The sequence below is a fragment of the Streptomyces sp. E-08 genome (genome assembly GCF_049913095.1).
Taxonomy (GTDB): domain Bacteria; phylum Actinomycetota; class Actinomycetes; order Streptomycetales; family Streptomycetaceae; genus Streptomyces.
The window spans coordinates 2,192,374-2,214,728 of record NZ_CP183971.1 but is presented as its reverse complement, the minus strand read 5'-3'; the positions used below and the strand labels follow the sequence as shown (position 1 = coordinate 2,214,728).

General features: G+C 71.5%; 20 protein-coding genes and 1 pseudogene. 13 read left to right on the top strand and 8 right to left on the bottom strand.

The annotated features are described in order from the left end of the window. Nucleotides 1–153: 153 nt before the first annotated feature. From gap to ACN9MM_RS10110, 9 genes are all read left to right on the top strand, one after another. Nucleotides 154–1,164: a type I glyceraldehyde-3-phosphate dehydrogenase gene (gene gap, locus ACN9MM_RS10150; protein ID WP_426363309.1), complete on the top strand. Its 1,011-nt coding sequence runs from the start codon at nt 154–156 to the stop codon at nt 1,162–1,164. A gap of 105 nt (nt 1,165–1,269) precedes the next feature. After that, nucleotides 1,270–2,481 carry a phosphoglycerate kinase gene (locus ACN9MM_RS10145; protein ID WP_426363308.1) on the top strand — a complete coding sequence of 404 codons (1,212 nt, stop codon included), beginning with the start codon at nt 1,270–1,272 and terminating at the stop codon, nt 2,479–2,481. Between the two features lie 7 nt (nt 2,482–2,488). Continuing rightward, nucleotides 2,489–3,265, top strand: coding sequence for a triose-phosphate isomerase (tpiA, locus tag ACN9MM_RS10140; protein ID WP_426363307.1), 777 nt, complete (start codon nt 2,489–2,491; stop codon nt 3,263–3,265). A gap of 97 nt (nt 3,266–3,362) precedes the next feature. Next, nucleotides 3,363–3,593, top strand: a complete 231-nt coding sequence (gene secG, locus ACN9MM_RS10135; RefSeq protein WP_017238647.1) for a preprotein translocase subunit SecG — start codon at nt 3,363–3,365, stop codon at nt 3,591–3,593. A 77-nt stretch (nt 3,594–3,670) separates the two neighbouring features. Further along, the gene (locus ACN9MM_RS10130) at nt 3,671–4,006 is read left to right on the top strand and encodes an RNA polymerase-binding protein RbpA (RefSeq protein WP_071891222.1); all 336 of its coding nucleotides are present in this window, start codon (nt 3,671–3,673) and stop codon (nt 4,004–4,006) included. 132 nt (nt 4,007–4,138) lie between these two features. Continuing rightward, nucleotides 4,139–5,356: an MFS transporter gene (locus ACN9MM_RS10125; RefSeq protein WP_426363306.1), complete on the top strand. Its 1,218-nt coding sequence runs from the start codon at nt 4,139–4,141 to the stop codon at nt 5,354–5,356. Between the two features lie 49 nt (nt 5,357–5,405). Further along, the gene (pgi, locus tag ACN9MM_RS10120) at nt 5,406–7,067 is read left to right on the top strand and encodes a glucose-6-phosphate isomerase (protein ID WP_426363305.1); all 1,662 of its coding nucleotides are present in this window, start codon (nt 5,406–5,408) and stop codon (nt 7,065–7,067) included. 4 nt (nt 7,068–7,071) lie between these two features. Further along, nucleotides 7,072–7,572, top strand: coding sequence for a PH domain-containing protein (locus ACN9MM_RS10115; protein ID WP_426363304.1), 501 nt, complete (start codon nt 7,072–7,074; stop codon nt 7,570–7,572). Further along, nucleotides 7,569–9,086, top strand: coding sequence for a PH domain-containing protein (locus tag ACN9MM_RS10110; protein WP_426363303.1), 1,518 nt, complete (start codon nt 7,569–7,571; stop codon nt 9,084–9,086). The genes ACN9MM_RS10115 and ACN9MM_RS10110 overlap by 4 nt, the downstream gene beginning before the upstream one ends. Before the next feature lie 22 nt (nt 9,087–9,108). Here the strand turns inward: ACN9MM_RS10110 and pgl are convergent, their stop codons facing one another. From pgl to tkt, 5 genes are read right to left on the bottom strand one after another with little or no spacing between them, the layout of a single operon-like run. Further along, nucleotides 9,109–9,891: a 6-phosphogluconolactonase gene (gene pgl, locus ACN9MM_RS10105; RefSeq protein WP_426363302.1), complete on the bottom strand. Its 783-nt coding sequence runs from the start codon at nt 9,889–9,891 to the stop codon at nt 9,109–9,111. After that, the gene (gene opcA / locus ACN9MM_RS10100; protein ID WP_426363301.1) at nt 9,888–10,952 is read right to left on the bottom strand and encodes a glucose-6-phosphate dehydrogenase assembly protein OpcA; all 1,065 of its coding nucleotides are present in this window, start codon (nt 10,950–10,952) and stop codon (nt 9,888–9,890) included. Before opcA ends, pgl begins: the two co-directional genes overlap by 4 nt. After that, on the bottom strand, nt 10,949–12,481 hold the full coding sequence (gene zwf / locus ACN9MM_RS10095; RefSeq protein ID WP_382868126.1) for a glucose-6-phosphate dehydrogenase: 1,533 nt from the start codon (nt 12,479–12,481) through the stop codon (nt 10,949–10,951). Before zwf ends, opcA begins: the two co-directional genes overlap by 4 nt. Nucleotides 12,482–12,486: 5 nt before the next feature. Next, complete coding sequence (gene tal, locus ACN9MM_RS10090; RefSeq protein ID WP_426363300.1) at nt 12,487–13,605, bottom strand: transaldolase; 1,119 nt, start codon at nt 13,603–13,605, stop codon at nt 12,487–12,489. Nucleotides 13,606–13,641: 36 nt separating this feature from the next. Further along, nucleotides 13,642–15,729: a transketolase gene (gene tkt / locus ACN9MM_RS10085; RefSeq protein ID WP_426363299.1), complete on the bottom strand. Its 2,088-nt coding sequence runs from the start codon at nt 15,727–15,729 to the stop codon at nt 13,642–13,644. Between the two features lie 348 nt (nt 15,730–16,077). Here tkt and ACN9MM_RS10080 point away from each other — a divergent pair, with 348 nt between their 5' ends. The 4 genes and pseudogenes from ACN9MM_RS10080 to ACN9MM_RS10065 all read left to right on the top strand — a co-directional run. Then, complete coding sequence (locus ACN9MM_RS10080; protein ID WP_426363298.1) at nt 16,078–17,025, top strand: heme o synthase; 948 nt, start codon at nt 16,078–16,080, stop codon at nt 17,023–17,025. A gap of 105 nt (nt 17,026–17,130) precedes the next feature. Then, nucleotides 17,131–17,451: a hypothetical protein gene (locus tag ACN9MM_RS10075; protein WP_426363297.1), complete on the top strand. Its 321-nt coding sequence runs from the start codon at nt 17,131–17,133 to the stop codon at nt 17,449–17,451. Nucleotides 17,452–17,521: 70 nt separating this feature from the next. Beyond that, the gene (locus ACN9MM_RS10070) at nt 17,522–18,625 is read left to right on the top strand and encodes an amidohydrolase (protein WP_426363296.1); all 1,104 of its coding nucleotides are present in this window, start codon (nt 17,522–17,524) and stop codon (nt 18,623–18,625) included. A gap of 75 nt (nt 18,626–18,700) precedes the next feature. Then, a pseudogene (locus tag ACN9MM_RS10065) lies at nt 18,701–19,402 on the top strand (immunity 49 family protein); the annotation flags it as partial. 101 nt (nt 19,403–19,503) lie between these two features. Here the strand turns inward: ACN9MM_RS10065 and ACN9MM_RS10060 are convergent. The 3 genes from ACN9MM_RS10060 to ACN9MM_RS10050 all read right to left on the bottom strand — a co-directional run bounded on the left by ACN9MM_RS10060 (nt 19,504) and on the right by ACN9MM_RS10050 (nt 22,233). Beyond that, nucleotides 19,504–20,472 (bottom strand): COX15/CtaA family protein, encoded by a 969-nt coding sequence (locus ACN9MM_RS10060; protein WP_426368709.1) that lies wholly within the window; start codon nt 20,470–20,472, stop codon nt 19,504–19,506. Nucleotides 20,473–20,536: 64 nt separating this feature from the next. Next, entirely contained in the window at nt 20,537–21,301 is a 765-nt protein-coding gene (locus ACN9MM_RS10055; protein WP_426363295.1) for an ABC transporter permease, read from the bottom strand. Further along, entirely contained in the window at nt 21,298–22,233 is a 936-nt protein-coding gene (locus ACN9MM_RS10050) for an ABC transporter ATP-binding protein (protein WP_426363294.1), read from the bottom strand. The genes ACN9MM_RS10055 and ACN9MM_RS10050 overlap by 4 nt, the downstream gene beginning before the upstream one ends. Nucleotides 22,234–22,355 lie beyond the last annotated feature (122 nt).

Below are 22,355 nucleotides of genomic sequence, written 5' to 3'. Positions count from 1 at the left end.
CCGTTCTCCCTCACTTTCCGGGCTCGTACGGCTGCGCGGGATGTCACCGGCGGGCAGCCGGGGAGGTAGGGTCGTAAGCGGTCGGGGACATCCCAAAAAACAAAAATCTCGCCGGCGTCGATACACCGGCGTTCCTAACGAGGAGATCGGTTCGTGACGATCCGCGTAGGCATCAACGGCTTTGGCCGCATCGGCCGGAACTACTTCCGCGCGCTCCTTGAGCAGGGTGCTGACATCGAGATCGTGGCTGTCAACGACCTCGGCGACACCGCGACCACGGCACACCTGCTGAAGTACGACACCATCCTGGGCCGTCTCAAGGCCGAGGTGACCCACACCGCCGACACCATCACCGTCGACGGTCACACCATCAAGGTGCTGTCCGAGCGCGACCCGGCCGACATCCCCTGGGGCGACCTGGGCGTCGACATCGTCATCGAGTCGACCGGCATCTTCACCAAGAAGGCCGACGCCGCGAAGCACCTCGCCGGCGGCGCCAAGAAGGTCCTCATCTCGGCTCCGGCCACCGACGAGGACATCACCATCGTCATGGGCGTCAACCAGGACAAGTACGACCCGGCGCAGCACGACGTCATCTCGAACGCCTCCTGCACCACCAACTGTGTCGCGCCGATGGCCAAGGTCCTCGACGAGAACTTCGGCATCGTCAAGGGCCTCATGACGACGGTCCACGCGTACACCAACGACCAGCGCATCCTGGACTTCCCGCACAAGGACCTGCGCCGCGCCCGCGCCGCCGCGGAGAACATCATCCCGACCACGACGGGCGCCGCCAAGGCCACCGCCCTGGTCCTGCCGCAGCTCAAGGGCAAGCTCGACGGCATCGCGATGCGCGTCCCGGTCCCGACCGGCTCCGCCACCGACCTGGTCGTCACCCTCGACCGCGACGTCACCAAGGACGAGGTCAACGCCGCGTTCAAGAAGGCCGCCGACGACGGCGACCTCAAGGGCATCCTGTTCTACACCGAGGACCCGATCGTCTCCTCCGACATCGTCAGCGACCCGGCGTCCTGTACCTTCGACGCCTCCCTGACGATGGTCCAGGACGGCAGCACGGTCAAGATCCTCGGCTGGTACGACAACGAGTGGGGCTACTCCAACCGTCTCGTCGACCTCACCGTCTTCGTCGGCGGCCAGCTCTAAGCTTCAGGGCAGGTTTTCGATGGGAGCAGGGCTCGGGCAGCGCGACGATGCGCTGTGCGAGCCCTGTTTGTGTGCTCCACCGCGTACCAAGGAGTCTGTTAACAGATGAAGACGATCGACGAGCTCCTCGAAGAGGGCGTCGAAGGCAAGCGCGTGTTCGTGCGTGCCGACCTCAACGTGCCGCTCGACGGCACCACGATCACCGACGACGGCCGCATCCGCGCCGTCGTCCCCACGGTCGAGGCGCTCGCCCGCGCCGGCGCCCGTGTCGTGGTCGCCTCGCACCTGGGGCGCCCCAAGGGTGCCCCGGACCCGGCGTTCTCGCTCGCCCCGGCCGCCGCACGCCTCGGCGAACTGCTGGGTGCCGAGGTGGCGTTCGCGACCGACACCGTCGGCGACTCGGCCAAGGCCACTGTCGCGGGCCTCGCCGACGGCCAGGTGGCCGTCATCGAGAACCTCCGCTTCAACGCCGGCGAGACCTCGAAGGACGACGCCGAGCGCGGCGCCTTCGCGGACGCCCTGGCCTCCCTCGCCGACCTGTACGTCGGCGACGGCTTCGGCGCCGTGCACCGCAAGCACGCCTCGGTCTTCGACCTCCCGGCGCGCCTCCCGCACGCCGCCGGCTACCTCATCGCCACCGAGGTCGGCGTCCTGAAGAAGCTCACGGAGGACGTCCAGCGGCCGTACGCGGTCGTGCTCGGCGGCTCCAAGGTCTCCGACAAGCTCGGGGTCATCGACCACCTCCTGGAGCGCGCCGACCGCATCCTGATCGGCGGCGGCATGGCGTACACCTTCCTCAAGGCCCAGGGCCACGAGGTCGGCAGCTCGCTGCTCCAGGAGGACCAGATCCCGGCGGTGCTCGAATACCTCAAGCGCGCCGAGGACAAGGGCGTGGAGTTCGTGCTCCCCGTCGACGTCGTGGTCTCCGCGCAGTTCCCGGACCTCAAGGGCAAGGCCCCGACCGAGCACCGCACGGTGCCCGCGGACGCCATGCCCGCCGGTTTCATGGGCCTGGACAACGGCCCCGAGACCGACAAGCTGTACGCGTCGAAGCTCGCCGACGCCGCCACCGTCTTCTGGAACGGTCCGATGGGCGTCTTCGAGCACCCCGACTACGCCGAGGGCACCCGGGCCGTGGCCCAGGCCCTCGTCGAATCCCCGGGCTTCAGCGTCGTCGGCGGTGGTGACTCCGCCGCGGCCGTCCGCACCCTGGGCTTCGACGAGAACGCGTTCGGACACATCTCGACCGGCGGCGGCGCCTCCCTCGAATACCTCGAGGGCAAGAAGCTCCCCGGCCTCGTCGCACTGGAGGACTGACCCCCTTATGACCACCCGCACCCCGCTGATGGCGGGCAACTGGAAGATGAACCTCAACCACCTCGAGGCCATCGCCCACGTCCAGAAGCTCGCCTTCGCCCTGACCGACAAGGACTACGACGCCTGTGAGGTCGCGGTCCTGGTTCCCTTCACCGACCTGCGGTCGGTCCAGACCCTGATCGACGGCGACAAGCTCAAGATCAAGTACGGCGCCCAGGACATCTCGGCGCACGACTCCGGTGCCTACACCGGCGAGATCTCGGGCCTGATGCTGTCCAAGCTGAAGTGCGCCTACGTCGCCGTCGGCCACTCCGAGCGCCGCCAGTACCACGCCGAGAACGACGAGGTCTGCAACGCCAAGGTGAAGGCCGCCTTCAAGCACGGCGTCACCCCGATCCTCTGCGTCGGCGAGGGCCTGGACGTCCGCAAGGCGGGCAACCAGGTCGAGTACACCCTGGCCCAGGTCGACGGCGGCCTGAAGGACGTCCCGGCCGAGCAGGCCGAGACGATCGTGATCGCGTACGAGCCGGTGTGGGCCATCGGCACCGGCGAGGTCGCCACCCCCGAGGACGCCCAGGAGGTCTGCGGGGCGATCCGCGGCCGCCTCGCCGAGCTGTACTCGCAGGAGCTGGCCGACAAGGTCCGCATCCAGTACGGCGGCTCGGTCAAGGCCGGCAACGTCGCCGCGATCATGGCGCAGCCGGACGTCGACGGCGCCCTGGTGGGCGGCGCGGCGCTGGACGCCGACGAGTTCGTCAAGATCGCGCGCTTCCGCGACCAGTGAGTATGCGGTAGCGGAGTTACGTCGTACCCTTGCGGGGGTCGGGCAGGTGCCCGGCCCCCGTCCGTATAAGTCCGAGGAAGTTGGTCCAGCCGTGGTTATGGGGTTCTCGATCGCCCTCATCGTCTTCAGCGGGCTGCTGATGCTGCTCGTGCTGATGCACAAGGGGAAGGGTGGCGGCCTCTCCGACATGTTCGGTGGCGGAATGCAGTCCTCCGTCGGTGGCTCCTCGGTCGCCGAGCGGAATCTGGACCGCATCACCGTCGTGGTCGGTCTGCTCTGGTTCGCCTGCATTGTGGTACTTGGTCTGCTGATGAAGTTGGACGGGTAACTCCAATCACTGGACGCGCGTTGGGCCTTACGTAGACTGGGGCATCTTCGAGCACCATCACGCAGGGAGTTACGACCGTGGCAAGTGGCAACGCGATCCGGGGAAGCCGGGTCGGAGCGGGGCCGATGGGCGAGGCCGAGCGAGGCGAATCTGCGCCGCGCGCCCGCATCTCGTTCTGGTGCTCGAACGGGCACGAGACGCAGCCGAGCTTCGCCAGCGACGCGGCGATCCCGGAGACCTGGGACTGCCCGCGCTGCGGCTTCCCGGCAGGTCAGGACCGGGACAACCCGCCGGACCCGCCGCGCACGGAGCCGTACAAGACCCATCTCGCCTATGTCCGTGAGCGGCGCAGCGACGCCGACGGCGAGGCGATCCTCGCCGAGGCGCTCGCCAAGCTGCGGGGCGAGATCTGAAGCCTGGTGTGACGGTGTGACGAACGGGCCTTGCCCGCGAACTCGGTTCGCGGGCAAGGCCCGTTCGCGCGTTCCGTTGTCAGTGGGGTCCTCTACCGTCGGTCGGAGAACGAGATCGACCGAGGGGGCGCCGTGGCGACGACGGAGGCAGTGGGCGGAACCAGGGCCGCGCCCGCGTGGAGGGGCGGCTTCGGGCGGCTGTGGACGGCCGCGGTGGTCTCGCGGTTCGGCGACTCGCTGCGCACGGCCGCGCTGCCGCTGCTCGCCGCCTCGCTCACCGACGACCCCTTCCTCATCGCCTCCGTCACCGCCTGCGGCTTCCTGCCCTGGCTCCTCTTCGGGCTCCTCGGCGGGGCCGTCGCCGACCGCGTCGACCAGCGGCGCGCCATGTGGGCCGTCGACCTCGTCCGCGGCGGACTCGTGGCCGCCTTCGCCGCCGCCGTCGCCCTCGGACACGCCACGATCGCCCTGCTGCTCGTCCTCGCCTTCGCCCTCACCACCCTGCAGACCCTCTTCGACAACGCGGCGACCGCCCTGCTGCCCGCCCTCGTCCCCGCCGACACCCTCGCCGGGGCCAACGCCCGCCTGATGACCGGTCAGCAGCTCGCCGGCGGCCTCCTGGCCGGACCCGCGGTGCCGGTCCTGCTCCTCGCCGGGCCCGCCGTCCCGTACGCGGCCGACGCCGTCACGTACGTCCTGGCCGCGCTCCTCATCGCCTCCCTGCGGACCGGCGTGCCCGAGCGACCGCCCCGCCCGGCCGGGTCCACCCTCCGCAAGGAGATGGCCGAGGGGCTCGCCGTCCTGCGCGCGGACCGGCACCTGAGACGGCTCTGCACCGCCACCACCCTCTGCAACGTCGGCATGGGGGCGCTCATCGCCACCCTCGTCGTCCACGTCACCGACGGCCTGCGCGCGGGGAACGCCGGATACGCCGCCACGATCACCGGCTACGCGCTGGGAGCCGTCGCCGGCGGCTTCCTCGCCCGGCGGATCGCCGAGCGGACCGGACGGATACGCGCCGTGTTCCTCGCCGGGACCGTCCAGACCGGCTGCCTGCTCCTGATGGGTGCGGTGCCCGTCCTCGCGGTGTCGATCGGGGCCATGGCGGTGTTCGGCTTCATGGGGACGGTGTGGAACGTCCAGCAGACGACCCTCATGCAGGAGCGCGCCCCCGAGGGGATGCTCGGCCGCATCGCCGCGGCCTTCCGCACCCTCGCCGTGGCGGGCGCCCCGCTCGGGGCCCTCCTCGGCGGCGCGGCGGCCGCCGGCCTCGGACCGCACACGCCGGCCCTCCTCGCGGCGGCGCTGTTCGCGCTCGCCGTCGCGTCGTTGGCCCCTCTGATCAATTAGGTTTGGGGGTGCAGCGGGGCAGACAAGCAGTATTGAGAAGGAATGGGCGATGTCCGAGATGACCAGCGAAGGCCGTACCAGGCTCAACCGGCTGCCCGAGTGGGCGGCTCTCGCCAAGCACCGTGAGCAGCTGGGCGACACCCATCTGCGCGAACTGTTCGCCGCCGACCCCGAGCGGGGCACCCGCCACACCCTGCGCGTCGGCGACCTCCTCCTGGACCACTCCAAGCACCTCGTCACCGACGAGACGCTGACCCTGCTGCGCGAACTCGCCGCCGTCACCGGCGTCGCCGAGCTCCGTGACGCCATGTTCCGCGGCGAGAAGATCAACACCACCGAGGACCGGGCGGTCCTCCACACCGCGCTGCGCGCCCCCCGCGGGGCCGTGATCGAGGTCGACGGGGAGAACGTCGTCCCCGGCGTCCACGCCGTCCTCGACAAGATGGGCGCCTTCTCCGACAGGGTCCGCGCGGGCGAGTGGACCGGTCACACCGGCAAGCCGGTCAAGAACATCGTGAACATCGGCATCGGCGGCTCCGACCTCGGCCCCGCCATGGCCTACGAGGTCCTGCGCTCGTACACGCAGCGGGACCTGACGCTCCGTTTCGTCTCCAACGTCGACGGTGCCGACCTCCACGAGGCCGTCCGCGACCTCGACCCCGCCGAGACGCTCTTCATCGTCGCCTCGAAGACCTTCACCACCATCGAGACGATCACCAACGCCACCTCCGCCCGAGACTGGCTCCTCACCGGTCTCGGGGCCGGTCAGGAAGCCGTCGCCCAGCACTTCGTGGCCCTCTCGACCAACGCCGGGAAGGTCGAGGAGTTCGGCATCGACACCGCCAACATGTTCGAGTTCTGGGACTGGGTCGGCGGCCGCTACTCCTTCGACTCCGCCATCGGCCTCTCCCTGATGATCGCCATCGGGCCGGACCGCTTCCGGGAGATGCTCGACGGCTTCCACCTCGTCGACGAGCACTTCCGCACCGCCCCGCCCGAGGAGAACGCCCCGCTGCTCCTCGGCCTCCTCGGCGTCTGGTACGGCGCGTTCTTCGACGCCCAGTCGCACGCCGTCCTGCCGTACTCCCACTACCTGTCCAGGTTCACCGCCTACCTCCAGCAGCTCGACATGGAGTCCAACGGCAAGTCGGTGGACCGCCAGGGCAACCGCGTCGACTGGCAGACCGGGCCGGTCGTCTGGGGCACCCCCGGTACCAACGGGCAGCACGCCTACTACCAGTTGATCCACCAGGGCACCAAGGTCATCCCGGCGGACTTCATCGGCTTCGCCCGTCCCGTCGACGACCTGCTGCCCGGCCTCGTCGCCCAGCACGACCTGCTCATGGCCAACTTCTTCGCCCAGACCCAGGCGCTGGCCTTCGGCAAGACGCCCGAGGAGGTCCGTGCCGAGGGCGTCGCCGAGGAGCTCGTCCCGCACAAGACGTTCCAGGGCAACCACCCGACCACCACGATCCTCGCGGAGGCGCTCACCCCGTCCGTCCTCGGCCAGCTGATCGCCCTCTACGAGCACAAGGTCTTCGTCCAGGGCGCCGTCTGGAACATCGACTCCTTCGACCAGTGGGGCGTCGAGCTCGGCAAGGTCCTCGCCAAGAAGATCGAGCCGGTCCTGACCGGGGGCGAGGGAGCCGAGCAGCTCGACAGCTCCACCGCCGCGCTGGTCTCCGTCTACCGCTCGCTGCGCGGACGGTAGACGCATGAGGGGGGAGAACGCGGTGCGGCTCAGGCCGCCCAGGAACGCCGTCGACGAGCGGGCCGTCACCTGGTGGCGGACCCGGCTGCTGGTGACCACCGCCGTCCCGGTGGTGGTCCTGGCCGTGCTCGGTGCGCTGATCGGGCCCGCCCGGTCCTGGCTGCTGCTCTCGGCCGGAGCCGTGGCGGCCCTGGGCCTCGCCTGCACCGCGTTCTTCCCCGCCTGGTGGTTCCGGGTGCACCGCTGGGAGGTCACCGACGAGGCCGTCTACGTGCGCACCGGAGCCCTCTGGCAGGAGTGGCGGATCGCCCCGATGTCCCGGATCCAGACCGTCGACACCGTACGGGGCCCGCTGGAGCAGGCCTTCCGGCTCGCCACCGTCACCGTCACCACCGCCTCCGCCAAGGGCGCCCTCCGCATCGAGGGCCTCGACCACGAGCTCGCGGCCGAGCTCGCCGAGCGGCTCACCCTCATCACCCGGGCCACCCCCGGGGACGCCACATGAGCGAGGAGTGGCGGCGGCTCGACCCGCGCACCCTCCTCGCCGGTGCCGCCGTCCTCTGCGGGGTGGCCGGCGGCGCGGCCCTCCCGGCGTTCGCCGGCCTCGCCGGGGGCAGGCCCCTGTGGCAGGCCGTCGCCTGGGTCCTCGCCGGTGCCGCCCTGATCGTCCTCGTGGGCACCGCCGCCGACTGGGTCCGGCTGCGCCGCACCCGCTACCGCGTCGGCCCCGAGCGGGTCGACCTCCACACCGGGCTCCTGCTGCTCAAGCGCCGTTCCCTGGCCCGTGAGCGGATCCGCAGCGTCGACCTCACCGCCCACCCGCTCCAGCGCGTCCTCGGCCTGGTCAAGGTCCGCATCGGCACCGGCGAGCACACCGGCGGCGAGTCCACCCTCGAACTCGACCTGGTCACCCGCGCGGAGGGCGAAAGGCTTCGCCAGGAGCTCCTCGCCCGTACCGCGGCCCCCGGGGACACCGGCCACGACAGCGCCCTGGCCACCCTCGACCCGCGCTGGATCCGCTACGCCCCCGTGTCCTTCCTCGCCCCCGCCCTCGGCGGTGCCGCCGCCGGTGCCGTCATGCAGGTCAGCGACTGGTTCGGCGCCCAGGGGAAGGTCATCGACTGGATAGGGGACCGCTTCCAGGACGTCTCCGTGACCTGGATGATCCTCGACCTGGTCCTGATCGCCACCGCCGCGGGGGCCGTCGGCGCCCTCGGCCTGTGGGTCGAGATGTGGTGGAACTACCGCCTGGAGCGCGAGCCCGGGGGCACGCTCCGCGTCCGCCGCGGCCTGTTCACCGCCCGCTCGGTCACCCTGGAGGAGCGCAGGCTGCGCGGGATCGAGCTCGTCGAGCCGCTCGGGGCGCGGCTGTTCGGGGCCGCCCGTGTCGACGCCGTCGCCACCGGCCTCGCCCAGGACGACGACGACAAGCACGGCGACCTGAAGAACCTGCTGCCGGCCGTCCCGCGCGAGCTCGCCGAGCGGGTCGCCGCCCAGGTCCTGAGCGAGCCGGAACCTCCGACCGGGGCGCCGCTCGCCGCCCACCCCCGGGCGGCCCGCGGCCGGCGGCTGCGCTGGGCCCTGTGGAGCGTCCTGGGGCCCACCGCGCTCCTCGCCGTCCTCGGCCCGCTCCTCACGCCGGTCCTGCTCTACGTGGCGGCCGGTTGGGCACTCGTCCTCACCCCGGTCGCCGTGCTCTTCGCCCTCGACGCGTACCGCGGGCTCGGACACGGCGTCAGCGGCGCCTACCTGGTGACCCGTTCGGGTACGGTCCGGCGCAGGACGGTCGCCCTCCAGCGCTCCGGCGTCATCGGCTGGACGGTCAAGCGGTCGTACTTCCAGCGCCGCGCCGGCATCCTGACCGTCACCGCCACCACGGCGGCGGGCGACGGCGCGTACGACATCCTCGACGCGGGCGAGAGCCAGGGCCTCGTCTTCGCCGCCGAGGCCGTCCCCGGGCTCCTCACGCCCTTCCTGGAACCCGTACACACGCCGGAGGCCCGGCTCACCGAGCGGTGAACCGGGCCTCCGGACAGGTGCGTCAGGCCGAGGCCGGCGGATACAGGCTCCGCGGCAGCTCCGACGCGGCGGCCGCGTCGAGCAGCCACAGCGTCCGCGAGCGGCCGTAGGCTCCGGCCGCCGGGGCCTGCACCTCGCCCGCGCCCGAGAGGGCGATCGCCGCGGCCTTCGCCTTGTCCTCGCCGGCCGCGAGCAGCCAGACCTCCTTCGCCGCCCGGATCGCCGGGAGGGTCAGCGAGACGCGGACCGGCGGCGGCTTCGGTGCGCCGTGCACCCCGACCACCGTCCGCTCGGTCTCGCGGACCGCCGGCAGCTCGGGGAAGAGCGAGGCCACGTGCGTGTCCGGGCCGACGCCCAGCATCAGCACGTCGAAGGACGGCACCCCGCCGTGGTCGCCGGGACCCGCGGCGGCGGCCAGCTCCTGCGCGTACGCCGCCGCGGCGGCGTCGACGTCGGAGCCGTACGGCCCGTCCGAGGCCGGCATGGCGTGCACCCGCGCCGGGTCGAGCGGCACCCGGTCGAGCAGCGCCGCACGGGCCTGGGTGACGTTCCGCTCGGGGTCGCCCTCGGGCAGGAACCGCTCGTCACCCCACCACAGGTCGAGCCGCGACCAGTCGACCGCGTCCCGCGCGGGCGCCGCACCGAGCGCCGCGAGCAGGCCGTTGCCGTTGCGGCCGCCGGTCAGCACGACCGAGGCGGAGCCACGGGAGGCCTGGGCGTCCACGATCCGGGTGATGAGCCGGGCCGCGGCGGCCTCCGCCATCAGCTCCTTGTCGCGGTGGACGACCAGCTGAGGGGTGCTCACTTGGCCGCCGCCTTCTTGGCCGGGGACTTCTTCGCGGCGGGCTTGGCCGCGGGGGCCTCCTCGACGACGGTCTCCTCCACGGCCACGGTCTCCTCGACGGTGGGACGGGCCGCCTCGGGGGCGGTGGTCGCCGCCTCCTCGTCGAGCCGTTCCAGACCGAACCTGAGCGCCGTCGCGTAGGTGTCGTCCGGGTCGAGCCGGCGCAGCTCCTCCGCGATCAGCTCGGCGGTGTCGCGGCGCTTGAGCGCCACCCCACGGTCGGGCTGGCCCTGGATGGAGAGCGTCGCGAGCGAGCCGTCCGGCCGGTCGAGCACGATCGGGCCGGAGCTGGTCTCCATCCGTACGGAGGTGAGACCGGGCCCCGCCGACTTCGAGCGCCGCACGGGCACCTTCAGCCGGTCCGCGAGCCACATCGCGAGCAGCTCGACGCTCGGGTTGAACTCCTCGCCCTCCACCTCGGCCGAGGTGACCTCGCAGACCACCTGATCGAGCGCGGCGGCCAGCATCGAGCGCCACGGGGTGATCCGGGTCCACGAGAGGTCCGTGTCGCCCGGGGTGTACGCGTCCGCGCGCGCGGTCAGCTCCTGGATGGGCTGCTCGGCGGAGTACGTGTCGGTCACCCGGCGCTGGGCGAGCGCGCCCAGCGGGTCGTTCGCCGGGTCGGACGGCGCGTTCACCGGCCACCAGACGACGACGGGGGCGTCCGGGAGGAGCAGCGGCAGCACCACCGACTGGGCGTGGTCGACGACCTCGCCGTACAGCCGGAGCACCACCGTCTCGCCGGTGCTGGCGTCGGCGCCGAGGCGGACCTCGGCGTCGAGCCGCGCCTTGGCACGGTCCCGCGGGGAGCGCGAGACCCTCTTGATGACGACGAGGGTCCGCGAGGGGTGCTCGCGGGACGCCTCGTTGGCCGCCTTCAGCGCGTCGTAGGCGTTCTCCTCGTCGGTGACGATCACGAGGGTGAGCACCATGCCGACTGCCGGCGTGCCGATCGCCCGCCGCCCGAGCACCAGCGCCTTGTTGATCTTGGAGGACGTGGTGTCCGTCAGGTCGGTCTTCATGGCCGGCGCCAGCTCCTGCCGTCTCGTGCGAGCATCTCGTCCGCCTCGACCGGACCCCACGTCCCGGACTGGTACTGCGCGGGCTTGCCGTGCGTGTCCCAGAACTGCTCGATCGGGTCGAGGATCTTCCAGGACAGCTCGACCTCCTCGACGCGCGGGAAGAGGTTGGAGTCGCCGAGCAGGACGTCGAGGATGAGCCGCTCGTACGCCTCGGGGCTGGACTCCGTGAAGGACTCGCCGTAGGCGAAGTCCATGGACACGTCCCGGATCTCCATCTGGGTGCCGGGCACCTTGGAGCCGAACCGCACCGTCACGCCCTCGTCCGGCTGGACCCGGATCACGATGGCGTTGCGGCCGAGCTCCTCGGTCGCGGTGTGGTCGAAGGGGGAGTGCGGGGCGCGCTGGAAGACGACCGCGATCTCGGTGACGCGGCGGCCCAGGCGCTTGCCGGTCCGCAGGTAGAACGGGACGCCCGCCCAGCGGCGGTTGTCGATCTCCAGCTTGATGGCCGCGAAGGTGTCGGTCTTCGACTGGGGGTCGATGCCGTCCTCCTGGAGGTAGCCGACGGCCTTCGCGCCGCCCTGCCACCCGGCCGCGTACTGGCCGCGGACCGTGGACTTGCCCAGGTCCTTGGGCAGCTTCACCGCGCCGAGGACCTTGGTCTTCTCGGCGGCCAGCGCGTCGGCGTCGAAGGAGGCGGGCTCCTCCATCGCGGTCAGCGCGAGCAGCTGGAGCAGGTGGTTCTGGATGACGTCACGGGCGGCGCCGATGCCGTCGTAGTAGCCGGCGCGGCCGCCGATGCCGATGTCCTCGGCCATGGTGATCTGCACGTGGTCGACGTACGACCGGTTCCAGATCGGCTCGAAGAGGGTGTTGGCGAAGCGGAGCGCCAGGATGTTCTGGACGGTCTCCTTGCCGAGGTAGTGGTCGATCCGGAAGACCGCCTCGGGCGGGAAGACCTCGTGAACGACCTCGTTGAGCTCCTTGGCGGACACCAGGTCGTGGCCGAAGGGCTTCTCGATGACCGCGCGGCGCCAGGAGTTGTCCTTCTGGTCGGCGAGGCCGTGCTTCTTGAGCTGCTGGACGACCAGCGGGAAGAACTTCGGCGGCACGGAGAGGTAGAAGGCGAAGTTGCCGCCCGTGCCCTGTGCCTTGTCGAGCTCCTCGATCGTCGACTTGAGCTGCTCGAAGGCCGTGTCGTCGTCGAAGTCGCCCTGGACGAACCGCATGCCCTGGATCAGCTGCTGCCACACCTCCTCGCGGAAGGGGGTGCGCGCGTGCTGCTTGACGGCCTCGTAGACCTCCTGCGCGAAGTCCTCGTCCGCCCACTCGCGGCGGGCGAAGCCCACGAGCGAGAAGCCCGGCGGCAGCAGACCGCGGTTGGCCAGGTCGTAGACGGCAGGCATCAGCTTCTTACGGGACAAATCGCCCGTGACGCCGAAGATCACCAGACCCGACGGCCCCGCGATGCGCGGGAGCCGTCGGTCTGCGGCGTCACGGAGCGGGTTGGCTCCGTGGACTGCGCTCAAAGTGCTTACGCCTCCGAAGATCCGCGGCGCGCCAGCTCCGCCTCGGTGGACTTGAGCAGGTCGTTCCAGGACGCCTCGAACTTCTCGACGCCCTCGTCCTCCAGGAGCTGGACGACGTCGTCGTAGCTGATGCCCAGCTTCTCGACGGCGGCCAGCTCGGCCCGCGACTGCTCGTAGGTGCCGCGGATGGTGTCGCCGGTGACCTCGCCGTGGTCGGCGGTGGCCTCCAGGGTCGCCTCCGGCATGGTGTTCACCGTGCCGGGCGCGACCAGGTCCACGACGTACAGGGTGTCCTTGTACGCCGGGTCCTTGACGCCGGTCGAGGCCCACAGCGGACGCTGCTTGTTGGCCTGCGCCTTGTCGAGGGCGGCCCAGCGCTCCGAGGAGAAGACCTCCTCGAAGGCCTCGTAGGCCAGACGGGCGTTGGCCAGGGCGGCCTTGCCCTTGAGCGCCTTGGCCTCGTCGGTGCCGATGCCGTCCAGGCGCTTGTCGATCTCCGAATCCACGCGGGAGACGAAGAAGGAGGCCACCGAGTGGATCTTGGAGAGGTCGAGGCCGCGCTCGCGGGCCTTCTCCAGACCCGCCAGGTAGGCGTCCATGACCGCGCGGTAGCGCTCCAGCGAGAAGATCAGCGTGACGTTGACGCTGATGCCGAGGCCGATGACGTCGGTGATCGCCGGCAGACCCGCCTGGGTGGCCGGGATCTTGATCAGGGTGTTGGGGCGGTCCACCAGCCAGGCCAGCTGCTTGGCCTCGGCGATGGTCGCGGCCGTCTCGTGGGCGAGCCGGGGGTCGACCTCGATGGAGACCCGGCCGTCCTGGCCGTCCGTCGCCTCGAAGACCGGCCGCAGGATGTCGGCGGCGTCACGGACGTCCGCCGTCGTGATCATGCGGATGGCCTCGTCGACGGTCACCTTGCGGGCGGCGAGGTCGACGAGCTGCTGCTCGTAACCGTCACCCGAGGAGATGGCCTTCTGGAAGATCGACGGGTTCGTGGTCACACCGACCACGTGGCTCTGGTCGATGAGCTCGGCCAGGTTGCCGGACGTGATCCGCTTGCGCGAGAGGTCGTCCAGCCAGATCGCGACGCCTTCGTCGGAGAGGCGCTTGAGAGCGTCTGTCATGAGAATTGCATCTCCATTAAGTCGTACGTATGGACGTCAGCGCGCGGCGGCGGCCACGGATTCCCGCGCGGCGGCGACGATCGCCTCCGGCGTGAAACCGAACTCGCGGAAGAGGACCTTCGCGTCCGCCGAGGCACCGAAGTGCTCCAGCGAGACGATCCGGCCGGCGTCACCGACGTACTTGTGCCAGGTGAGACCGATACCGGCCTCGACCGCGACCCGGGCCCTGACCGACGGCGGCAGGACGGAGTCCTTGTACGCCTGGTCCTGCTCCTCGAACCACTCGACGGACGGCATCGAGACCACCCGGGTCGGGACACCGGCGGCCTGGAGCTGCTCGCGGGCCTCGACGGCCAGGTGCACCTCGGAGCCGGTACCGATCAGGATGACCTCGGCGTCGCCGCCTTCGGCGTCGAACAGCACGTAGCCGCCCTTGACCGTGTCCTCGTTCGGCGCGTACGTCGGCACGCCCTGGCGGGTCAGCGCGAGGCCGTGCGGGGCACCCTTGCCGAACACCTTGGTGTGGCGCTGCATGATCTCGCGCCAGGCGATCGCCGTCTCGTTGGCGTCGGCCGGACGGACCACGTTGAGACCCGGGATCGCGCGCAGCGAGGCGAGGTGCTCCACCGGCTGGTGCGTCGGGCCGTCCTCGCCCAGACCGATCGAGTCGTGGGTCCAGACGTACGTCACGGGCAGGTGCATCAGCGCGGAGAGGCGCACCGCGTTGCGCATGTAGTCGGAGAACACCAGGAAGGTGCCGCCGTAGATGCGCGTGTTGCCGTGCAGCGCGATGCCGTTCATCTCCGCGGCCATGGAGTGCTCGCGGATGCCGAAGTGGATCGTGCGGCCGTACTTGTCGGCCTCCGGCAGCGGGTTGCCCTCGGGCAGGAACGACGAGTCCTTGTCGATCGTCGTGTTGTTCGAGCCCGCGAGGTCGGCCGAGCCGCCCCACAGCTCCGGGATGACCGCGCCGAGCGCCTTGAGGACCTGGCCGGAGGCGGCACGGGTGGCGACACCCTTGCCCGCCTCGAAGACCGGGAGCTTCTCGGCCCAGCCGGCCGGCAGCTCGTTCGCCTGGATGCGGTCGAACTCGGCCGCGCGCTCCGGGTTGGCCGTACGCCACTCGGCGAGCTGCTTCTCCCAGGCGGCGCGGGCCTCGCGGCCGCGGTCGCCCAGCGCGCGGGTGTGCGCGATGACCTCGTCGCCGACCTCGAAGGTCTGCTCCGGGTCGAAGCCCAGGACGCGCTTGGTGGCCGCGATCTCCTCGTCGCCGAGCGCCGAGCCGTGCGCGGCCTCGGTGTTCTGCGCGTTCGGGGCGGGCCAGGCGATGATCGAGCGCATCGCGATGAACGACGGACGCTCGGTCTCGGCCTCGGCGGCCTTGACCGCCGCGTACAGCGCGGCCGGGTCCAGGTCGCCGTTCGCCTGCGGCTCGACGCGCTGGACGTGCCAGCCGTACGCCTCGTACCGCTTCATCGTGTCCTCGGACACGGCGGTCTCGGTGTCGCCCTCGATCGAGATGTGGTTGTCGTCCCACAGCAGGATCAGGTTGCCGAGCTTCTGGTGGCCGGCGAGGGAGGAGGCCTCCGCGGAGATGCCCTCCTGCAGGCAGCCGTCACCGGCGATCACGTAGATCCGGTGGTCGAACGGCGAGGCGCCCGTGGCGGCCTCCGGGTCGAACAGACCGCGCTCGTAGCGGGCGGCCATCGCCATGCCCACGGCGTTGGCGACACCCTGGCCCAGCGGGCCCGTGGTCGTCTCGACGGCGGCGGTGTGGCCGTACTCCGGGTGTCCGGGGGTCTTCGAGCCCCAGGTACGGAACGCCTTCAGGTCGTCCAGCTCGAGACCGAAGCCACCCAGGTACAGCTGGGTGTAGAGGGTCAGGGACGAGTGTCCCGCGGAGAGGACGAACCGGTCGCGCCCGACCCACTCGGGGTCGGCCGGGTCGTGCCGCATCACCTTCTGGAAGAGGGTGTACGCGGCGGGCGCCAGGCTCATCGCCGTACCGGGATGGCCGTTGCCGACCTTCTGTACGGCGTCCGCGGCCAGGATGCGGGCGGTGTCGACAGCCCGCTGGTCCAACTCGGTCCACTCGAGGTCTGTGGTGGTCGGCTTAGTGCTCACCCTGGGTCAGGGCTCCTCTCCACATGTCTGTAGCCGGTGACTGAGGGTGTACCGGCGTTGTCGAGCCTACCCCCGCGGAACGCCCCTCTTTTCGTGTCCATGCCCCTCAAATGAGCGGAGAAATGAAAGGACACAGCAAGAGTGCCGGTGGTCGTGGGAGTTCGCCTCCCGAGCCGGGCCCGCAGCCGCCCCCGAACCGTGTCCACCCCTTGGGACGTACCGCACCAACACGACCCCACCCCCGCGAAGATCGGCGTCTGGGCAACGTCTACAGTGGCGTGGTACGCGCAAGCTTTACCCCGTCTTCACCCGGGGAGCTTGCTGGGAATTTCTCTGTCAGGGGTGTGCGTGACGGCCGTCGAGTCCCGACCCGCAGGGGTCGTCTTGACTCCCAGCCCGGGGGGCCATCGGCCGTTCGGGGCCCGCGTCAAGGCATTCGTGGCGCTGACCAAGCCGCGGATCATCGAGCTGCTGCTCATCACGACCGTTCCGGTGATGTTCCTCGCCGAGCAGGGCGTGCCCGACCTGTGGCTGGTGCTCGCCACCTGCTTCGGCGGCTACCTCTCCGCGGGCGGCGCAAACGCGCTGAACATGTACATCGACCGCGACATCGACGCGCTGATGGACCGCACGTCCCAGCGTCCGCTCGTCACCGGTGTGCTCACCCCGCGCGAGGGCCTGGTCTTCGGACTCACCCTCGCCGTGGTCTCCACGCTCTGGTTCGGGCTGCTCGTCAACTGGCTGTCCGCCGCACTCTCGCTCGGCGCGCTCCTCTTCTACGTCGTGGTCTACACGATGATCCTGAAGCGGCGCACCGCCCAGAACATCGTCTGGGGCGGCATCGCCGGCTGTCTGCCGGTGCTCATCGGCTGGTCGGCCGTCACCGACTCGATGTCGTGGGCCGCGGTCATCCTCTTCCTCGTCATCTTCTTCTGGACGCCGCCGCACTACTGGCCGCTGTCGATGAAGGTGAAGGACGACTACGCACGCGCGGGCGTGCCGATGCTTCCGGTGCTCGCCTCCAACAAGGTCGTCGCCAAGCAGATCGTGATCTACAGCTGGGTCATGGTCGCCGTCTCCCTGCTGCTCACCCCGCTGGGCTACACGGGCTGGTTCTACACCGCGGTGGCCCTGGTCACCGGCGGCTGGTGGCTCTGGGAGGCGCACGCGCTCCTCAACCGCGCCAAGGCCGAGGTGACGGGCGTCAAGCTCAAGGAGATGCGTCTCTTCCACTGGTCCATCACCTACGTCTCGCTGCTCTTCGTGGCGGTCGCCGTGGACCCCTTCCTGCGCTGAGCCACCCGCTCATCCGATCGCGTACGGCCGACGGCCGGGCCACGTGGGACAGCCCACACGGCCCGGCCGTCGCCAGTGGAACTACCCCTCGGTAGCATCCGTGTCATGGCAGAAACGAAGAAGGAAGAGCGCAAGGCGGCCAGGCTCGCCAAGGAGATCCAGGCCTTCTCGAAGGCGCACGGCGGCTCCGAGGGACACCTCGCGCACATCGGCCAGGCGGGCACCCGCATCGTCCTGGTCGGCACGGACGGCGGCTGGGGCGACCTCGTCGCGCCGACGTACGCGGTCGCGCAGCAGGCCGCCGAGAAGGCCGGCCTGACCCTCCACGAGGAGTTCGACGGCGAGTTCGCCGCCAAGGTCGCCACCGGTCCGTACGAGTGGACCCGGATGGCCGGTATCCAGATCGGCGGCGCCTCCCAGAGCTGAGGCAACAACCTCGCGCGGGGCTCACCCGTTAGGACGTGTGGAGACACGTCCACACAGGGAGCCCCCCGAGATGATCGACACGCCGAACCTGGTGGACCAGTACTGCCACGGGGTGCTCCGTACGGAGCTCGGCCTCGGCACCTTCGAGGCCCACCTCGGCGCCCATCTGAGCGCCCACCCGGGCAGTGCCGCGGTTCCGCCCGCCTCCGGAACCACCTTCTTCGACACCCAGACCGGCTTCGCGGTGCGCCGCTGGTGCCCGCCGCTCCTCGGCCTGGAACCGCACTGCCCGCCCGCCCGCTACCTCGCCCGCCGCAGGGAACTCGGCGCCGCCGAGGCCGGCCGCCGGCTGCTCCGCGCCTCCGGGATCTCCACCTATCTGGTCGACACCGGGCTCCCCGGCGACCTCACGCCCCCCGCCGAGCTCGGCGCCGCGGGCGCCGCCGAGGCCCACGAGATCGTCCGCCTCGAACGCCTCGCCGAACAGGTCGCCGACACCTCGGGCACCGTCGAGGGCTTCCTCGCCCACCTCGCCGAGGCCGTCCACGCGGCGGCCGCCGGAGCCGTGGCCCTCGCCTCCGTCTCGGGCGTCCGCCGGGGGCTCGCGAGCGCGCCCGACCCGCCGGGCCCGGGAGAGGTGCGCGGCGCCGCGGGGCGCTGGCTGGCCGCCCGCCCGGCCGGCGGCCCGCTCACCGACCCGGTCCTGCTGCGCCACCTGCTGTGGATCGCGGTCACCGCGGGGCGCCCCCTCCAGCTGCACACGGGCGACCGGGACCCGGCCGTCCTCGCGGACTTCGCCGCGGCCACCACGGGCCTCGGTACCGACCTCGTCCTGCTGCACGCCTATCCGCACCACAGGGCGGCGGCGCACCTGACCGGACTTCACCCGCACGTGTACGCCGACCTCGGCCCCGTCCTCGCCCACACGGGCGCCCGGGCGGCCGCCGTCCTCGCCGAGGTCCTGGAACGGGCGCCGTTCGGCAAGCTGCTGTTCTCCAGCGGCGCCCGGGGGCTGCCCGAGCTGCACGCGGTCGCGGCCGGAGCCTTCCGCGCGGCGCTCACCCGGGTGCTGGGCGAGTGGGTGAGGGACGGCGCCTGGTCCCTTACGGACGCGCAGCGGGTGGCGGCGATGATCGCGGCGGAGAACGCGCAACGGGTCTACCGGCTGGCGTGACCCGGCCGGACCGGGCTGTCGGTCCCCGTTGACAGCGTTCCCGCGCAAGATCGAACAGGGCACGGGGAGCGGAACATGCGGGAAGTGGCACGGCACGAGGTCGACGGGACGAGGGCCGGGAAGGAGTGCGCCCTCGGCGTGCTGGGCGTCGGCTGCTTCCCCGAGGGGGACTGGGACGTCCCGCTGCCCCTGGCCGACGAGACGCTCTCCAGTGACGACCAGCTCTTCGACGAGGGCCGGGACCGGGGCCACCGGGTGCCGACCGCCCGGACGTGGGTCGAGGTCTTCGGGCTGTGCCTGATCAGCGGGCTGATGTGGGAGCGGCGAAGGGTGATCGGCCCGCTGCTCCGGGAGGACTACGCCCCCGCGATCCGCTCCGGGGTGCCGTACTCGCGGTTCGACGCGGTCTCGGAGCCGGCCGACCTCGCCGAGATGGACGCGCTGTGCGCGTACCTGACCGTCGTGAGCGGCCGGTACCCCGGTTCCGTCCCCGGGCCCGTCCCGGTGGCCCGGCCGGGCGAGGAGGAGCGGGCGGGCGCGGCGCGGGCGCTCGACGAGGCGGGTGCGCTCGGTCCGGACCAGCGGCTGCTGCGCGTGCTGCTCGACGACGACCGCGAGGCCTTCGAGCGGGCGCTCGCGGACCGGCTGGAGGAGCACCGCGCGAGCGTCGGAGCCGATCCCGCGCCGCGGACCCTGCTGCCGGCGGGCGCCGTCACGCTGGCCGCGCTCGCGCACCTGGCGCACGGGTGGGAGCCGGGCGTCCGCTCCGGTTATCTGCCCGAGGCGCTGCTGCGCGCGCCGGTGTCCGTCCAGACGGAACCGCCGGGACCTGTGACGGGGCCCGGCGGTTCCGGATGGCGGCGGAGGTGGTCCGGGGCTCAGGCGGTCGCGAGCTCGGGGTCGGCCTGGGCGGGGATCTCCGGGGCGGTGGCCGGGCGCTCGCGCAGGCTCAGGGCCAGGCGCAGGACCGCGATCCACATCAGCGAGGAGCCGAGCATGTGGGCGGCGACCAGGAGCTCGGGGACGCCGGTGAAGTACTGGACGTAGCCGATGGCCCCCTGCGCGAGCAGCACGACCAGCAGGTCGCGGGCGCGGGCGCGGGTGTCGTCCGGGGCGTCCACCACGCGCAGGACCAGCCACATGGCGAGCGCGAGGGCGCAGACGACCCAGGCGGCGATCGCGTGGACGTGGGCGGCGTTCGTCCAGTCCCACGGCATGCGCGGGACGTCGCTGCTGTCACCGGCGTGCTTGCCGGCGCCCGTCACGGTCGTGCCGAGCACGATGAGGAGGGCGGAGACGATCGTGATCGCCCAGGACAGCTTCCGGACAGGGCGGGGCACGCGCGGCCGGGGGGCGGTGTCGCCCTCGCCGGTGCGGTGCCAGGTGATGACGGCGACCGTGAGAAGGGAGTTCGCGGCGATGAAGTGGCCGGCCACCGTCCACGGGTTGAGGCCCATCCACACCGTGATGCCGCCGATGACGGCGTTGCTCATCACGATCCAGAACTGGGCCCAGCCGAGCCGGGTGAGCCCGCGCCGCCACGGCTTGGTGGACCGGGCGGCGACGATCGCCCAGCCGACGGCCGCCGACAGGACGTACGTCAGCATCCGGTTGCCGAACTCGATCGCGCCCCGGTAGCCCTGCTCGGGCGTCACGATGAGGCTGTCGTCCGTGCACTTCGGCCAGGTGTCGCAGCCGAGACCGGAACCGGTCAGCCGGACCGCGCCGCCGGTGACGATGATGAGCACGCTCATCACGACGGCGGCGAGCGCGGCGCGCCGGAGCGTCCGGGGGGACGGGGTCCAGCGCTGGGCGATGGAGGCGAGGGGGGTCTGCACGGGCCCTATCGTAGGACGGCGCTTGTGCGCGCTTTCACGAGGGGGGCGTATATGGCGGAACGGAACCTTACGGTTACTCCCAGCGGAAGAACTTCGCCGCCGCGCCGAGGCCCAGGACCCCCCAGACGGCCAGGATCGCCGCGTCGCCCCACGGCATCGAGGCCCCGTCCCCGAGGACGTCGCGCAGGCCGTCGGAGAGCGCCGAGATCGGGAGCAGCGCGAGCACGTCGCCCGCGGCGCCGAACTTCTCCAGCGGGACGATGACCCCGCCGCCCACCAGGAGCAGCAGGAAGACCAGGTTCGCGGCGGCCAGGGTGGCCTCGGCCTTCAGGGTGCCGGCCATCAGCAGGCCGAGCCCGGAGAAGGCGGCCGTGCCGAGGACCAGGAGCACCAGGACGGACAGGGGGTTCCCGTGCGGGGACCAGCCGAGGGCCAGGGCGATCGCCGTCAGGAGGACGATCTGGAGGACCTCGGTGACGAGGACGGAGAGCGTCTTGGCGGTCATGAGCGCCCAGCGGGGGAGCGGTGAGGCGCCGAGGCGCTTGAGCACCCCGTACCGCCGTTCGAAGCCGGTCGCGATGGCCTGGCCGGTGAAGGCGGTGGACAGCACGGCGAGCGCGAGGACGCCGGGGGCGAGGAAGTCGACGGCCTTGTCGGTGCCGGTGTCGACGATGTCGACGGTGGAGAAGAGCACCAGGATCAGCGAGGGGATGATCACCGTCAGGAGCAGCTGCTCGCCGTTGCGCAGCAGCATCCTGGTCTCCAGGGCGGTCTGCGCGGCGATCATGCGCCCGACGGGGGCGGCCCCCGGCTTCGGCGCGTACGTACCTGTGCTCATCCGCGCAGCTCCTTGCCGGTCAGCTCCAGAAAGACGTCTTCGAGGGTGTGGCGTTCGACGGCGATGCCGTCGGGCATGACGCCGTGCTGGGCGCACCAGGTGGTGACCGTGGCGAGCAGCTGCGGGTCGACGGTGCCGGTGATGCGGTACGTGCCGGGGAGCGGTTCCGCGGCGGCCGAGCCGTCCGGCAGTGCCTTGAGCAGGGAGCCCAGGTCGAGGCCGGGGCGGCCGGTGAAGCGCAGGGTGTTCTCGGCGCCGCCGCGGCAGAGCTGCTCGGGGCTGCCCTGGGCGGCGACCCGGCCGGCGTCGATGATGGCGACGTCGTCGGCGAGCTCCTCCGCCTCCTGCATGAAGTGGGTGGTGAGGACCACGGTCACGCCGTCGGCGCGCAGCTCGCGGACCAGCTCCCAGGTGGCGCGGCGGGCCTGCGGGTCGAGTCCGGCGGTGGGCTCGTCGAGGAATGCGAGCTCGGGGCGGCCGACGACGGCCATGGCGAGCGCGAGGCGCTGCTGCTGGCCGCCGGAGAGCCGCCGGTAGGTGGTGCGGCCGCAGGAGCCGAGGCCGAGCCGTTCGACGAGGGCGTCCACGTCCAGGGGGTGGGCGTGCAGCTTCGCCATGTGGCGGAGCATCTCGTCGGCGCGGGCGCCGGAGTAGACGCCGCCCGACTGGAGCATCACGCCGATCCTGGGGCGCAGGGCCGCGGCGTCGGCGACCGGGTCGAGGCCGAGGACGCGGACGGTGCCGCCGTCGGGCCTGCGGTAGCCCTCGCAGGTCTCGACGGTCGTGGTCTTGCCGGCCCCGTTGGGGCCGAGGATTGCGGTGACGGTGCCCGCGCGCACATCGAGGTCGAGGCCGTCGACGGCGGTCTTGTTTCCGTACCGCTTCAGCAGGCCACGTACCCGGACGACGCTGCCGACGGACTCGTTTGACATGCCGGGAAGTCTAGAGAGCGGGTGCGGGGCGGTGGTGCCCGGGGCGGCGGATTCATCCCACGAATGATCGTTTACGCAGGTCAGGTAAGCCTTACCTGAGTGATGCATGGCACCGTGACCGG

Coding starts and splice junctions, on each gene's coding strand:
- ACN9MM_RS10145 (WP_426363308.1), top strand. CDS start 1,270: ATGAAGACGATCGACGAGCTCCTCGAAGAGGGCGTCGAAGGCAAGCGC.
- tpiA (WP_426363307.1), top strand. CDS start 2,489: ATGACCACCCGCACCCCGCTGATGGCGGGCAACTGGAAGATGAACCTC.
- secG (WP_017238647.1), top strand. CDS start 3,363: ATGGGGTTCTCGATCGCCCTCATCGTCTTCAGCGGGCTGCTGATGCTG.
- pgi (WP_426363305.1), top strand. CDS start 5,406: ATGTCCGAGATGACCAGCGAAGGCCGTACCAGGCTCAACCGGCTGCCC.
- ACN9MM_RS10115 (WP_426363304.1), top strand. CDS start 7,072: ATGAGGGGGGAGAACGCGGTGCGGCTCAGGCCGCCCAGGAACGCCGTC.
- ACN9MM_RS10110 (WP_426363303.1), top strand. CDS start 7,569: ATGAGCGAGGAGTGGCGGCGGCTCGACCCGCGCACCCTCCTCGCCGGT.
- opcA (WP_426363301.1), bottom strand. CDS start 10,952: ATGAAGACCGACCTGACGGACACCACGTCCTCCAAGATCAACAAGGCG.
- tal (WP_426363300.1), bottom strand. CDS start 13,605: ATGACAGACGCTCTCAAGCGCCTCTCCGACGAAGGCGTCGCGATCTGG.
- ACN9MM_RS10075 (WP_426363297.1), top strand. CDS start 17,131: ATGGCAGAAACGAAGAAGGAAGAGCGCAAGGCGGCCAGGCTCGCCAAG.
- ACN9MM_RS10070 (WP_426363296.1), top strand. CDS start 17,522: ATGATCGACACGCCGAACCTGGTGGACCAGTACTGCCACGGGGTGCTC.
- ACN9MM_RS10055 (WP_426363295.1), bottom strand. CDS start 21,301: ATGAGCACAGGTACGTACGCGCCGAAGCCGGGGGCCGCCCCCGTCGGG.
- ACN9MM_RS10050 (WP_426363294.1), bottom strand. CDS start 22,233: ATGTCAAACGAGTCCGTCGGCAGCGTCGTCCGGGTACGTGGCCTGCTG.